The following is a 12,883-nucleotide window of genomic DNA, read 5'->3' on the forward strand; positions in this document are numbered from 1 at the left end:
CCCGCCCAACAACCCAAAGGGCCTTGGCCAGAGGCGCCCCGCCAGGGGCCAGTCACCAACAACCAGCCACTTCCACCCCTTGGATTTATTCATCTAGTGGTCGCCGTCATGCAGGGTGACCTCGTCAGGGCCGGGTCGGTCCAGTTCGAAGGGGAGGATCTCCCCGCCCTCGCTGTCCGTGACCCGTGGTTCCTGGAGAATCTCCGGTTCCTCGCCGGCGTGGTTCTGGGCGACCATGACGCCGGAGTAACCGCTGTGGTCGTCCTCGGTGGCAACGAACGGCACCAGCCCCGGGCCCTCCCACTCCTGGGAGTTGAGCGTTCGGATCAGGGTCTCCCGGTCCAGGTCGGGGCCGACCTCCATGAGCAGCTGGGCCATCAGCGTGGCCTGCACCATGCCGTACATCGTGGTGTCGGTGAAGGGCGCGCCCTCGTTGTATTCCTCGTGGATCTCACGGAAGAACGTGGTCCACGGGTCCTTGCTCTGGCCGGCCATCGGGAGGAAAGAGGTGATGATCAGGCCGTCGGTGAAGGCCTCCGGCGGCACGTCCTCCGCGGGTGTTCCCTCGGCGTACTGCGTGATCAGTTCGGTGACGACCTCGACGTCACCACCGAAACTGGGGGCCACCCATTGCGGCTCGTAGCCGACGGATTGGGCTTGCAGGATGGCCAGACCGAGGAAGGCCGGGATGCAGTAGCAGACGGCGACGTCGGCCTTGGCGTCCTTCAAGGCCTCGATCTGCCCGTCGAGTTCGGCGACGCCGGGGTCGTAGTCCTCCCAGGCGACGATGTCGTCGATGAGGTACTGCTCGATGCCCGCGTGCGAGGACGGGCCGACGTCGTCGTTCTGGTAGAGGAGGCCGACGCTGTCATCGGGGAAGTTCTCCGCGATGTAGGCGCCCTGGATCTTCGCCTCCTTTGAGTAGTCCACCTGGAAACCGTAGCTGTAGGGGTACTCCTCGGGTGAGTCCCAGGCCAGTGCTCCGGAGGAGACGAAGAGGTCGGGGACCCCCTCGTCGTTGAGGTCGTCGATCACCGCTTCGTGGGTGGGCGTGCCCAACCCACCGAGCATGGCGAAGATCTCCTGCTCGTTGATGAGGTCGCGCGTGACGTCCATGGTCTGCGCGGGGTCGAAGACGTCGTCCTCGACGCGGTAGTCGATCTGGCGGCCGTGGATGCCACCGTTGTCGTTGATGTAGTCGAAGACGGCCCTCGTGCCGGTCGAGACGTGCACGAAACCCGGTGATGCGGCCCCGGTGAGGGGTTGATGGGTTCCGATGACGACGCTGTCGTCGGTGACCCCCGTGGTGAGCTCGCTCGGGGCGGACTCTTCCTCACCGGACCCGGAGCCGCCGCACGAGGTCGCGAGAATCGCCACGGTGAGCGTCGAAGCGATGATTCTCAGTGTTCGCATGTGGTCTTCCTGAACTTCGGTGGTGCCTACGCAGCGGGAGGCTTTTCGGCCTGTGGGGGAAGGCGGCTTCGTAGCTCGGGAGAAGGCTCTGGGGGCGGATTCCTACTCGTCAGTACGTTACCGGCTGGTAAACATCATACGAAGGAGGTCGAGCGCTGCGACCGCTGGTAACGCATAGTCGTTCAGGCCCAGTTCACGGGCGTCCCAATGGGCCGGAGGTCCGGCTGGGGGCCTTCGGTGTTAAAGGGGTGGTGCGGGCCGCCGTGCTTTTGTCGAGAAGCCCTTATGGGGTAACGGTTTCGTGGCGCGGGAGGGCGTTTCGCGTGGAAAATCCGATCATGGGATCAATGGGCGGATCGAAGCCGGTGGTTGTCCCCGATCGGATCAGACCTTCTCGGCGCTCTGGTCGATGATCTCCCGCGCCACACGCGCGATCCGGTCCGCCACCTGGCTCACCGGGCCGTCGCGGCGCCAGACCAGAAGGTGTCGAAGCTGTATCGGGGCCCCCTCCAGTTGGCGGACCACCACACCCCGACCGGTGTCGAAGTCGGACTGACAGGGTGCCACCGCCCGGCGGTCGGCGATCAGATCGCGGATCTCCGACCGATCGTGCAGTCGGTAGGGCACGTCGGGACTGAACCCCGCCTGCTGGCAGGCGACGTAGAAACATTCGGGCCAACCGGTGCCGTCGGGGGGAGTGAGCGCCCAGGAGTCGTCCGCCAGGTCCTCCAGGTGGATGGACGGCTTTTCGGCCAGGGGATGCTCCACCCACAGTGCCACGTGTAGCGGGTCCACCGCGAGCATCGCCCACGCCAGCGGTCCGTCCGTGGTCAGGTCGCGGTCCACGTAGTCGATGGTGGTTCCCAGGTCGAGGCGGCCGGCTCGGACCAGGTCGGTGACCAATTTGGGGGAGTACTCGGTGCGTACGTGCACCGGAACCCCGGGGAAGACCTCCGAGAGTCGTCCGGACAGCTCCACGGTGAGTTGGCCGACCCCGCCGATGCGCAGCGCGGTGGGGGAGGACCCGCGCGCGCTGATGTCGTGCATCAGGTCGTCCATGGACAACAGCACGGCACGTGCTCGGACCAGGACGAACTCGCCCAACTCGGTGGGGCGCACCCCCGAGCGGCCACGATGGAACAACGCCCCGCCGACCTCGCGTTCGATGCGCTGCAACTGGGTGGTCAGCGCGGGTTGCGAGGTGGACAGTGCCGCTGCCGCCTTGGTGACACTGCCGGTGTCGGCGAGGAGACAGACGGTGCGAAGGTGGCGGAGTTCGAGGTCCATGCGTGGAATCTAAGCCGCATGACCCCTCCATGTACAGACGGCCGAACCCGAAGGCTCGTGGTGGGCGTCGTGCCCAGGGTGAACGTCTTGGAGGCGGTTCACCGTCCAGTCCCGGGGTGCCCAAAGGGCGGGTCCTTGGGATAAGGTGCCCAGCGTCACCATATAGTTGGACGACCTACTAAATCGCGAAGCCGCGAAGTGGGTCCCACGCGCACCAGGGCGCGTAACCGTGGGAGAGTTCATGGCGGTCGAACGCACGCTGCACACACCCGAGGCCGAACAGCTCCTCGAGCTGACCCGGGAGATCGTGGACAAGGAGATCGTCCCGCGCGTGGCCGAGGACGAGGAGAACTCCGTCTTCCCTCGCGACGCCTTCACCACCCTGGGCCGCGCCGGTCTGCTGGGGCTGCCCTACCCTGACGAATACGGCGGCGGGGGCCAGCCCTACGAGGTCTACCTTCAGGTCGTGGAGGAGATCTCCCGCGGTTGGCTCGCCCTGGGCCTGGGCGTCAGCGTCCACACCCTGTCCTGCTACCCACTGGCCGCCTACGGTGCCGAGGACCAGAAGGCCGCGCTCCTGCCGGGCATGCTCGGCGGTGAACTCCTCGGCGCCTACTGCCTGTCCGAGACCACCTCGGGTTCGGACGCCGCCGCCATGGCCACCCGCGCCGAACGCACCGAGGCCGGCTACCGGGTCAACGGCGCCAAAGCGTGGATCACCCACGGCGGACAGGCCGACTACTACGCGCTCTTCGCCCGAACCGGAGCCCCCGACTCCGGTGGTCGCGGCATCAGCTGCTTCCACGTGCCGGCCGACGCCCCCGGACTGGGCTCAGCCGCGCCCGAACGCAAGATGGGCATGTGTTCCTCCACCACCGCCGGGATGCTCTTCGACGACGTCGAACTCGACACCTCGGCGCTGATCGGAGAGGAGGGGCGCGGCTTTCCCATCGCCCTGTCCGCCCTGGACTCGGGGCGCCTGGGCATCGCCGCCTGCGCCGTGGGCCTGGCCCAGGCCGCCCTGGACGCCGCCGTCGCCTACTCCCGCGAACGCCACCAGTTCGGCTCCGTCATCGGCGACTTCCAGGGTCTGAGCTTCATGCTCGCCGACATGGCCACCCAGATCGCCGCCTCACGTGAGCTGTACCTGTCCGCGGCCCGGTTGCGCGACGCCGGCCGCCCCTTCGGCAAGCAGGCCGCCATGGCCAAGCTCCTGGCCACCGACACCGCCATGAAGGTCACCACCGACGCCGTCCAGGTGTTCGGCGGCTACGGCTACACCCGCGACTTCCCGGTCGAGCGCTACATGCGCGAGGCCAAGGTCCTTCAGATCGTGGAGGGCACCAACCAGGTGCAGCGGCTGGTGATCGGCCGCCACCTGGCGCGTGAGGCCGAAGTCTGAGCGCCGTCCCGCCTCAACGGCGCAGCAGTTCCAGGGCGACCTCGGCCTGATGCACCGTCGGCTCGACCGCGCGGTCGGTGAGCAGGGCCAGGGCCGACCGGTAGTCGGGGCCACGTTCCAGGTCGTGGAGCCACGCTGCATCGGGGCCTCCTCCGCCCTCCCAACCCAGGAGCCGCGCCCGGCTGTTCGGTGGGCTCACCGAGACCCGGCGCAGGCCACCGGACAGCCCGAGTCCGGTGGCCTTGAGCAGGGCCTCCTTGCGCGCCCAGTAGCCGAAGAAGGCCCCCACCCTCCCGGCTTCGGGCAACGTGTCCCACTCTCGACGTTCGGTGTCGGCCAGAGTGAAGGCGGCCAGTCCGTCCAGGTCGCGCGAGTCCGAGATTCGCTCCACGTCCACCCCGACCGGCACGCCCTCGGCCAAGGCCAGCACCACCCACTCGCCGGAATGGCTCACCGAGATCTCCCAGCCGTCGGCGGCACCGGTCGGAACCGGTTTGCCGTGCGGGGAGGGGTCCTCCCCACCCGCCCCGGTACGCGCTTTGTCCTCACACGATCGGCAGCGCAGGTCGAAGACGACGTCCTCGGGGGCGCAGCCGACACGTTCGGCGAGCACCAGACGGGCCAGTGCCCGCCCGACCAGATGGCGATCCCGGTCGGACTGGAGCCGGAACCGCGCGTTGCGGGTGCGTTCGGTCTCGTCCAACAGGTCGAGCAGACGGTCGCTCGCGGTGGAGGTGTGGGCCCACCACACCGTGGACTCTAGGGGCGAGGAACCAAGGGTCATGTCCTCCATTGTGGCCGATCTTCCCGTTCATGGGGGGTGTGCGCCCGAGTCGAAGTGGGCATTCGGTAAGTGGCAGGTCGGCCCGCCCCCTTTGGAGGCTCAGATGTCTGTCGTGATGATGTTCGGTGCCGGAGCCCTGGTCGGGCTCGTCACCCTCACCGTGATCTTCCTGGTGACCCTCCTAGTCGAGAAGCCCGTCACGCGGGAACCGGAGGAGACGGAGGCCCCGGACGCGCAGCGACGTGACCGGTCCGTACTCTAGTTCGACGGTGGGGCGGCGATCGTGCCGCGCACCACCGATCGATCGAGAAAGGGCAGGTGAACATGGCCGAGGAGAGCCGTCCGACGTTCGGCGCCGAACGTCGAGAGCGCATCCTGGAGCTGGTCCGCGCCAATGGGAGCATGTCCCTGCGCGACCTGGCCATCAAGGTGCGGGCCTCAGAGGTCACGGTCCGCCGTGACGTGCGCGCCATGGAGACCGAGGGGCTGCTCGACCGCCGCCGCGGCGGTGTCGCCCTGCCCGGCAGGATCGGACACGAACAGAGCTACACCGGCAAGCGTGACCAGTGCGCCGCGGAGAAGGCCGCCATCGCCGTGGCCGCGGCCCGTCTGGCGCGTCCGGGCGACGCCATCACCATCGGCCCGGGAAGTACCGCCGAAGCTTTGGCCCGCGCGCTGCGCGGCCATGGCGACCTGACGGTGGTCACCAACTCGTTGCCGGTCGCCGACGCCCTGGCCGGCGCCAACGGGGTGGAGATCGTCATGACCGGTGGCACGGTGCACGCCCCCATGCGGGCGTTGGTCGGCGCCGCCGCCGAGAGCGCGCTCGCCGGGCTCCGGGTCAACCGGGCCTTTCTCTCCGGCAACGGCGTCAGCGCCGAACGGGGCCTGAGCACCCCCAACCCGGCCGTGGCCGGCATCGACCGGGCCCTGTCGGCCTGCGCGGAGGAGACCATCGTCCTGGCCGACCACACCAAGGTCGGCGCGGAGACCATGATGCCCACCGTCGCCCCGGAGAACATCGCGCACCTGGTCACCGACTCGGGCGCAGACCCGGAGGTGATCATGACGTTGGAGGAGATCGGAACGCTGGTGCACGTCGTCGTGGCCGCCGACGAAAGGGGCCAGTGACGACTTCGTGCGAGCGGCCGCGTCCGCCCGATTCCTCCGGAAGGACACGTGGTCTGCGATTCGAACCGACTTGTGCGGTGAAGGTGTGATGCGTGATCCTGTACACACCTACTCGCTGGTAAGACCATCCGCACACGAACCTCTCGACGCCAGGAGCCGACGCGCATGCCCTCCGAACCGACGCACCTTCCGCCCGGGCCGGTGCGGGTCACACCCGAACCCGTGGCGCTCCCCGAGCCCTGGCGCGGCTCTCGCCTGACCGTGGTCGTGCCCACCTACGACGAGGCCGAGAACCTTCCCCGACTGGTCGCCCGTCTGGTCGCCTTGGACCTGCCCGAACTGCGCATCGTGGTGGTCGACGACAACTCCCCGGACGGCACCGGGGAGATCGCCGACAAGCTCGCGGCGGAACTCGGCGGCGCGGAGACCGGCAGGCTCACCGTGGTGCATCGGACCAAGAAGGACGGGTTGGGTCGGGCCTACGTGGAGGGCATGACCCGCGCGCTGGACGACGGCGCCGACTACGTGGTGCAGATGGACGCCGACCTCAGCCACCCGGTCGGGTACGTCCCCCAGCTGCTGGGCACCCTGCACTCCACCGACGCCGGAGTGGTCATCGGTAGCCGGTACGTGCCCGGCGGCAGCCTGTCCGAGGCCTGGGGGCTGCGCCGCCGCCTGCTCAGCGGATGGGCCAACGCCTACGTCAAGACGGTGCTGGCCATCCCGGTGCGCGACGTCACCGCGGGTTTCAAGCTCTGGCGCGCCTCGGCCCTACGCGCCCTGGACCTGCCAAGCATCGAGAGCACCGGTTACGCCTTCCAGGTGGAGATGCACTACCGGGCGTTCCGCCGGGGCCAGAAGATCGTGGAGGTGCCCATCCACTTCGAGGACCGGGTGATGGGCGAGAGCAAACTCGACGGAGCGGTGGCCTTGGAAGCGGCCCTGCGTCCGCTGCGCCTGCGCCGTGCGGAGAACGTCCGTCACCGGCGCTGACCCGAAGGCGACCGCTCGATACGCCGACGTCCGGTGGATATCCTCACATTCCCTTGTCACCTCCCTGAACCTGGGTACCAAGGAGGAAGAGGAGGTGGACGCGATGGTCGACAAGCACTACGACGTGGACACCGACATGGGGGACGACCCCGAGCTGAGCCAGTCAGAAGAGATCGAGCGGCGCATCGAACCCGACCACAACATCCAGCAGTACGACTTCAAGGATGACGACAGCCGTGGCGGCCGCGGTATCGAAGAAGCCGTGCGGGACGAGCGCAGTGACGTCTATCCCAAGGAGAACTGGGGCGGGGAGACCACGAACACCGAGGAGGAGGCCCTTCAGGTGGTCGATGACGGTTCCGCCGTCGACACCGGAGAGGGGGCCGCTGTCCGGGACGGACGTTTCGAAGACCCTGAGAGCGGTGCGGTGCAGGACGAGTTCTCGCCGGCGACCCGCCATGGGAGGCCGGACCGGACCCGGAATCAGCAGGGTTATGTTCCGGACGCGGACGATCCCGCCGATCCCCATGAACCCAACGCCTGATCGGTCACGTCGGGCCCCGGGGTTCCCACACGGACCTCGGGTCCCGACGCTTCCTCGTCCCACCCTTCACAAAGGCACAAACCGATGAGATGATCGAGGTCACACCCGTTGGGGAGGCGACCGAAGTGAAGGAACACCCCTACGAAGTGGACCTGGACCTCGGGGACGACCCACAGGCGACGGAGGTCGCCCAACGCGACATGGTCCTCGACTCCGAATTCAACATCCTCGACTACGACTTCGTGACCGACGACAGCCGTGGTCGGAGCGGGATCGCCGACGGTCTTCGAGCCGAACACCCGGGGACGGCGATCCCACGCCAGCGCTGGGGCGGTGAGCGCAGCGCGGAGGAGGCGGCCCTGAGCGTGGTCCCCGACCCCGACGCCGTCACCGACCGGCCACCCGAGGGTTACGAGGAGGACTGACCCGACGAACCGGGGTGGTCCCCATCCCCGCTCACACCCGCGCTGGATCCGGGACAGGAGCGCATCGGAGGCCCCGACACACCACAAAAGCGCAGGGGCCGATCGTGGGGAAGCTCCTCCACCGCGGCCGACTCGGACTCGGGTACCGACCCCCGGGCGGCGGCCTCCCCGGCCGCCGGCGTCCGACCACGCGGCAACGCCAGCGCGCACAACGCCGCGGCCACCGCCAACGCGGCCAGGATCAGCATCGCCGTGCCGAAGTGCTCGGCCAACCCCGTGGTCCCCTCCGAATCACCGCCCTCGCCGGTCGCGCCGCCGATCCCGGCCAGCGCCGGGATCGCCGCCACACCGATCAGTTGTGCCCCGCGCGCGAAGGTGTTGTTCACCCCCGACGCCAGCCCGGCGTGCCGTTCGGGAACCGAGGCCAGTACCGTCGCCGTCAGCGGCGCCACCGTCGTGGACATGCCCAACGCCACCAGCAGCACACCGGGGAAGACCTCGGACGGGTAGGGAGCGTGTTCGCCGATCCGCGACAGCCACACCAGCCCGCCCGCCAACAACAGTGGACCCACCACCAGTTGGGGGCGTGGACCGATCTTCGCGGCCAGTTTCCCGGAACGGGCCGAGAGCGTCAGCATCAGGAGCGTCAACGGCAAGGACGCGGCCCCCGCCGCGATCGGTGAGTAGCCGGCGACCTCCTGCAGGTAGATGACCATCAGGAACAGCAGTGTCCCGAGGGCCGCGTAGATCACCACCGTGGACGCGTTCGTCACGCTGAACGGCACCGACCGGAACAGGTCCAACGGCAGCATGGGGTCGCGCCTTCGGGACTCCACCAGGAGGAACGCGACGAGCGCCGGCACACCGACGACCGCGCCGGTCCACACCGCCGGGGTACCGCCCTGGGCACCCCACTGGATCAGCGCGTAGGTGATCGCGCCCAGCGCCACCACGCCCAGCAGGGCGCCACCGTAGTCCAGGCCTGCCGTGGCGGAGTCGCCCCGCGATTCGGGCACCTTGAAGTGGGCGATCAGGAGCACTACGACCGCGAGCGGCAGATTGATGAGGAAGATCGACCGCCAGTCGCCGATCTGGACCAGCCACCCGCCCACGAACGGGCCCACCGCCGAGGCCACACCGGTCAGCCCCGACCACGCGCCGATCGCCCGTGCCCGGTCGTCCTCCCGGAAACCCGCCTGCAGGATGGCCAGGCTCCCCGGGGTCAGCAGCGCACCGCCCACCCCCTGGGCGACCCTCCCGGCGATCAACCACCCCAACGTCGGAGCGAACGTGCACAGCGCCGAGGCGAGCGCGAACACCGCCACCCCGATCATGAACAGTCGCACCCGACCGAACCGGTCCGACAGCGACCCGCTCAGCAGGATCAACGCCGACAACGTCACCATGTACCCGTTGACGATCCACTGCAGCCCGGACAACCCGGTGCCCAGGTCCTGTTGGATGGCGGGCAGCGCCACGGTGACCACGGTCGAGTCCAGGAACGCCATGCCCGAGGCCAGGACCGTGGCCGTCAGCATCCACCGCGCCGCGGGCGTACCCCAGGCCACACGACCGGCGGAGGGCGGGGTCGAGACCGATCCACTCATGTGCCACTCTTCCCCGGATCCGGGTCCGACCGAACACGGACCCCCGCCCGAAAACGAGGGTCCGCGTCCTCCCCGTGCGGCCGTCCGGCCCCGACCGTTGTGCTACTCGCTCCCGAGCGCCCCGGTGATGGACGTTCCCGCGGCGCGCCGGGCGGGCAGCACCGCGGAAAGCAGACCGGCCACGATCGCCACCGTGATGAACACCGCGATCTGTGGTCCGGGGAAGGTGAACACCAGGTTGGGCAGCACGGCGATGGAGGCCGCCCAACCGAACACCACGCCCAGGACGATGCCGACCCCGGCGCCGATCAGACACAGCAGCACGGACTCGATGGCGAGCATCCGGCGCAGCTGCGCCTTGGTCAGCCCCAGGGCCCGCAACATCGCGGACTCGCGTGTGCGTTCCAGCACCGACAGTGCCATGGTGTTGGAGATGCCGAACACCGCGATGATGATGGCCAACCCCAGCATCGCCGCGATCGTGTAGAAGGCGATGTCCATCATCTCGGAGAACTGGTTCTTGATCTCGGTGTCCGAACCCACCTGTAGCGTCGGGTGGTCGTCCACGGACGAGTAGACGGCCTCGCGCAGTTCGGCGGGATCGGCGTCCGGAACGCCCCGGATCATCAGGGAGGAGTCCTGGGTCCCCTCGGGGAAGATCCGCTCGTAGTCCTCGGTGATGATGGTCGCCCCGAAGAAGGCCTGCATGTCCTCGGCCACCGCGACGATCTCGAACTCCAGCTCGCCTTCGGGGGAGGCCAGGCCGATGGTGTCGCCCACGCCTCTGTCGACGGCGAAGTCCTCGGAGAGAATCACGGTCCCCGGGCCCAGGTCGGCCAGGTCGCCCTCCACCAGGTCGGCGGTGAGATCGGTGCCCGGTTCCGCGCCGTTGTAGGTGGTGACCGGGATGGTGCCGTCGCTTTCCTCCATGGCGGCGTCGGACTCGGTGTAGTCGTGGCGCTCACCGAACACCGATTCGATGGACGGTTCCCGCTCCAGGTCGGAACGCACCTGGTCGGGGACGAACGAAAAGTCGACGGGGAGCTCGTCCCCGGCCTCCTCTTCGGCGCCCTCCTCGACGGAAGCGTCCGCGCCCCCACCCTCCGGGGCGTACTGCGGGTCGATCCGGTAGTCCGACAGGAACGCGTCGTCCAATATCTTGGTCATGGTCGACTCGACCGTGGCGCTCACCACCGAGTATCCGGTGATGAGGGTGGCGCCCACGGTCAGGGCGATCATGGCGGTGGCGGCGCGGCGCGGGTTGCGGGTGGAGTTGTCCACCGCGAGCGTGCTCGGCACACCCATACGGCGCAGCGGCAGGCCCAGCACACCCGCGCACCAGCGCACCAGCAGTGGGCCGAGCACGACCACGCCCAGGAAGGCGAGCAGCGCCGCACCGGTCACGACGAACAGGTTCATCGGGTGCGGGCCGATCAGCCGGACCCCGGTGACCAGCACACCCGAGACCACGAAGGTCAGCACGCCGAAGACCACGCGGGGCCATCCGGTGCCCTTCTCCAGACCGGCCGCGGTGGCGCTGGTGCGCAGCGCCGCCAACGGGGACACCCGGGTGGCGCGTATGGCCGGGACCAGCGCGGAGAACACCGTCATCAGGGTGCCGACCAGTAGACCGGCGAGGATCGCGTTCGGATCGATCACGACCGCGGCGACCACGTCGGCGCCGAGGAGGGGACCACCGATCCAGGCGCCGAGGAAGCCCGCACCGATCCCGGCCGACACACCCAGGGCCGAGGAGACCAGGCCGACCACGAAGGACTCGATCAGCACCGAACGGAAGACCTGGCCGCGCTTGGCGCCCACACAGCGCAGCAGGGCCATCTCGCGCTGACGCTGGGCGATGAGGATCGCGAACGTGTTGTAGATGACGATCGAGGCGACGAACATCGCGATCACGCCGAACAGCAGCAGGGAGATGCGCAGGATCGCGCTCTGGGCGCCTCCCTGCCCGGCGAGTCTTTCACCGTAGGCGGTGCCGGACTCGATTTCGGCAGCGTCCCCCAGAAGGGCGGCGACGCTCGTGGTGACGTGCTCCTCGGTGACGCCCTCGGCGGCCAGGACGTCGATCTCACCGAAGCCCTCGGCCCCGGTCATCCGTCGGGCGACGTCCTCGGTCATGACCACCGCGCCGCCGAAGCCGTACTCGGGATCGATCCCGAAATTGACCAATCCGGTGACGGTGAACTCCCGCTCCTGACGATCGGGGTCGAGCAGGGTGATGGTGTCGCCCACCTCGAAACCGGTCTCGGAGGCGGTGGTGGTGCCCAGGGCGACCTCGTCCGCGGTGGTGGGCAGGGTGCCCTCCCTCGCGGTGAAACGGGTGACCTCACCCACGGAGACGCCCAGGGGCGGCACGCTGCCGACGGTGCGTCCCTCGGCGTCGAGCAGGACCGCGTGGCCGTTGACCACACCGTCCGCGGCGGCGACCTCGTCCAGGGAGCGGATCTGTTCCAGGTGTTCTTCGGTGAGGGGTTCGGGCTCCAGGTACCGACCCGCTTCGTCCTGTTGTTCGGCGGGCACGGCGATGGTGTCGACGTTGGTGGCCGACCCCATCACGGATTCTTCGTAACTCGCTTCAAGGGTGTCGGCGAAGACCATGGTGCCGGAGATGAACATGACTCCGAGCAGGATGGCGAGGGCGGTGGTGACGTAGCGGGCCTTGTGCAGTCGAAGGCCGGCCAGGGTGGTGCGGAGCATGGCGGAGATGACTCCTGGATCATGCGGCCGGGTTGTGCGGCCGGGGCGGGGGTCGTGTTCGGGCGTGCTCGTCACGCTAGGTTCGAGAAGCGCTCGAAACCTCCGTCCACGGGCCGAACCGGGTATGGGCCAAAGGCATGTCTTGGAGAGGGTCCGGGACGCCTAAGTGGGGTCGACCCCCCTACTTTCGTCGGGGGGACCGTCGTCTCGGGTGAACCGCCACGGCTCCGGAACGCCTATGGGCAGGGGAAACGTCGCCGGCCGACGAACGGGGCGACGGCCCGAGGGGCTGATGGCGGCGACCCGGCTCCGGCCTACACTCGGTCGCGTGAGAACTCCGTTGAGAGACCGGGTGGGCCGCGCCGCGACACTGGCGCGGCACAACGGGATGTGGTGGTGGAACCGTCGGCTGCGCATCGCCGACTGGTGTTTCGCCCTGTTCACGCTGCCCTTCAGCGGGGTGGCGATGCTGGCAGGGGTCAGTAGTGGGCTGGGTGGCCTCTCGGCGCTGTTCGGGGTGTACGGGGCCTTGGTGGACTCCCTACCGGGCATGTGGTGGATCCTGCTCGGGGCGTTCCTCGT

General features: G+C 68.7%; 11 protein-coding genes and 1 pseudogene. 7 read left to right on the top strand and 5 right to left on the bottom strand.

Going from position 1 to position 12,883, the window contains the following annotated elements:
* Window positions 1-93 precede the first annotated feature (93 nt).
* Together NLI01S_RS24290 and NLI01S_RS24295 are read right to left on the bottom strand one after the other, a co-directional pair.
* The gene (locus tag NLI01S_RS24290; RefSeq protein WP_067609110.1) at window positions 94-1,413 is read right to left on the bottom strand and encodes an ABC transporter substrate-binding protein; all 1,320 of its coding nucleotides are present in this window, start codon (window positions 1,411-1,413) and stop codon (window positions 94-96) included.
* Between the two features lie 384 nt (window positions 1,414-1,797).
* A complete protein-coding gene (locus NLI01S_RS24295) occupies window positions 1,798-2,700 on the bottom strand; it encodes a LysR family transcriptional regulator (RefSeq protein WP_067609112.1) in 903 nt (300 codons plus the stop codon).
* A gap of 241 nt (window positions 2,701-2,941) precedes the next feature.
* Between NLI01S_RS24295 and NLI01S_RS24300 the strand changes: the two genes are divergently transcribed.
* On the top strand, window positions 2,942-4,102 hold the full coding sequence (locus NLI01S_RS24300; RefSeq protein WP_067609127.1) for an acyl-CoA dehydrogenase family protein: 1,161 nt from the start codon (window positions 2,942-2,944) through the stop codon (window positions 4,100-4,102).
* 13 nt (window positions 4,103-4,115) lie between these two features.
* On the opposite strand, the gene NLI01S_RS24305 is transcribed toward NLI01S_RS24300, so the two are convergent.
* The gene (locus NLI01S_RS24305) at window positions 4,116-4,886 is read right to left on the bottom strand and encodes a 4'-phosphopantetheinyl transferase family protein (RefSeq protein ID WP_157091129.1); all 771 of its coding nucleotides are present in this window, start codon (window positions 4,884-4,886) and stop codon (window positions 4,116-4,118) included.
* Between the two features lie 103 nt (window positions 4,887-4,989).
* On the opposite strand from NLI01S_RS24305, the gene NLI01S_RS26135 reads away from it, so the two are divergent.
* The 5 genes from NLI01S_RS26135 to NLI01S_RS24325 all read left to right on the top strand — a co-directional run bounded on the left by NLI01S_RS26135 (window position 4,990) and on the right by NLI01S_RS24325 (window position 7,979).
* Entirely contained in the window at window positions 4,990-5,148 is a 159-nt protein-coding gene (locus tag NLI01S_RS26135; RefSeq protein ID WP_190318578.1) for a hypothetical protein, read from the top strand.
* A 62-nt stretch (window positions 5,149-5,210) separates the two neighbouring features.
* Window positions 5,211-6,017, top strand: a complete 807-nt coding sequence (locus NLI01S_RS24310; RefSeq protein WP_067609130.1) for a DeoR/GlpR family DNA-binding transcription regulator — start codon at window positions 5,211-5,213, stop codon at window positions 6,015-6,017.
* Window positions 6,018-6,182: 165 nt separating this feature from the next.
* Complete coding sequence (locus NLI01S_RS24315) at window positions 6,183-7,010, top strand: polyprenol monophosphomannose synthase (RefSeq protein ID WP_067609118.1); 828 nt, start codon at window positions 6,183-6,185, stop codon at window positions 7,008-7,010.
* A gap of 103 nt (window positions 7,011-7,113) precedes the next feature.
* The gene (locus tag NLI01S_RS24320) at window positions 7,114-7,554 is read left to right on the top strand and encodes a hypothetical protein (RefSeq protein ID WP_223809372.1); all 441 of its coding nucleotides are present in this window, start codon (window positions 7,114-7,116) and stop codon (window positions 7,552-7,554) included.
* Between the two features lie 89 nt (window positions 7,555-7,643).
* Window positions 7,644-7,979, top strand: a complete 336-nt coding sequence (locus tag NLI01S_RS24325) for a hypothetical protein (RefSeq protein ID WP_223809371.1) — start codon at window positions 7,644-7,646, stop codon at window positions 7,977-7,979.
* On the opposite strand, the gene NLI01S_RS24330 is transcribed toward NLI01S_RS24325, so the two are convergent.
* Entirely contained in the window at window positions 7,964-9,586 is a 1,623-nt protein-coding gene (locus NLI01S_RS24330) for an MFS transporter (protein ID WP_067609121.1), read from the bottom strand. The two genes, NLI01S_RS24325 and NLI01S_RS24330, sit on opposite strands and share 16 nt — an antisense overlap.
* Before the next feature lie 102 nt (window positions 9,587-9,688).
* A complete protein-coding gene (locus tag NLI01S_RS24335) occupies window positions 9,689-12,301 on the bottom strand; it encodes an ABC transporter permease (RefSeq protein WP_067609124.1) in 2,613 nt (870 codons plus the stop codon).
* Between the two features lie 328 nt (window positions 12,302-12,629).
* Between NLI01S_RS24335 and NLI01S_RS24340 the strand changes: the two are divergent.
* Window positions 12,630-12,883 (top strand): annotated as a pseudogene (locus tag NLI01S_RS24340) (sensor histidine kinase); the annotation flags it as partial.

The organism is Nocardiopsis listeri NBRC 13360 (assembly GCF_001570765.1).
GTDB classification, from domain to species: domain Bacteria; phylum Actinomycetota; class Actinomycetes; order Streptosporangiales; family Streptosporangiaceae; genus Nocardiopsis; species Nocardiopsis listeri.

Bases quoted from the DNA above. Each gene is read 5' to 3' on its own strand.
- NLI01S_RS24295 (WP_067609112.1), bottom strand. From the start codon at position 2,700: ATGGACCTCGAACTCCGCCACCTTCGCACCGTCTGTCTCCTCGCCGAC.
- NLI01S_RS24300 (WP_067609127.1), top strand. From the start codon at position 2,942: ATGGCGGTCGAACGCACGCTGCACACACCCGAGGCCGAACAGCTCCTC.
- NLI01S_RS24310 (WP_067609130.1), top strand. From the start codon at position 5,211: ATGGCCGAGGAGAGCCGTCCGACGTTCGGCGCCGAACGTCGAGAGCGC.
- NLI01S_RS24290 (WP_067609110.1), bottom strand. From the start codon at position 1,413: ATGCGAACACTGAGAATCATCGCTTCGACGCTCACCGTGGCGATTCTC.
- NLI01S_RS24330 (WP_067609121.1), bottom strand. From the start codon at position 9,586: ATGAGTGGATCGGTCTCGACCCCGCCCTCCGCCGGTCGTGTGGCCTGG.
- NLI01S_RS24315 (WP_067609118.1), top strand. From the start codon at position 6,183: ATGCCCTCCGAACCGACGCACCTTCCGCCCGGGCCGGTGCGGGTCACA.
- NLI01S_RS26135 (WP_190318578.1), top strand. From the start codon at position 4,990: ATGTCTGTCGTGATGATGTTCGGTGCCGGAGCCCTGGTCGGGCTCGTC.
- NLI01S_RS24320 (WP_223809372.1), top strand. From the start codon at position 7,114: ATGGTCGACAAGCACTACGACGTGGACACCGACATGGGGGACGACCCC.
- NLI01S_RS24305 (WP_157091129.1), bottom strand. From the start codon at position 4,886: ATGACCCTTGGTTCCTCGCCCCTAGAGTCCACGGTGTGGTGGGCCCAC.
- NLI01S_RS24335 (WP_067609124.1), bottom strand. From the start codon at position 12,301: ATGCTCCGCACCACCCTGGCCGGCCTTCGACTGCACAAGGCCCGCTAC.
- NLI01S_RS24325 (WP_223809371.1), top strand. From the start codon at position 7,644: ATGATCGAGGTCACACCCGTTGGGGAGGCGACCGAAGTGAAGGAACAC.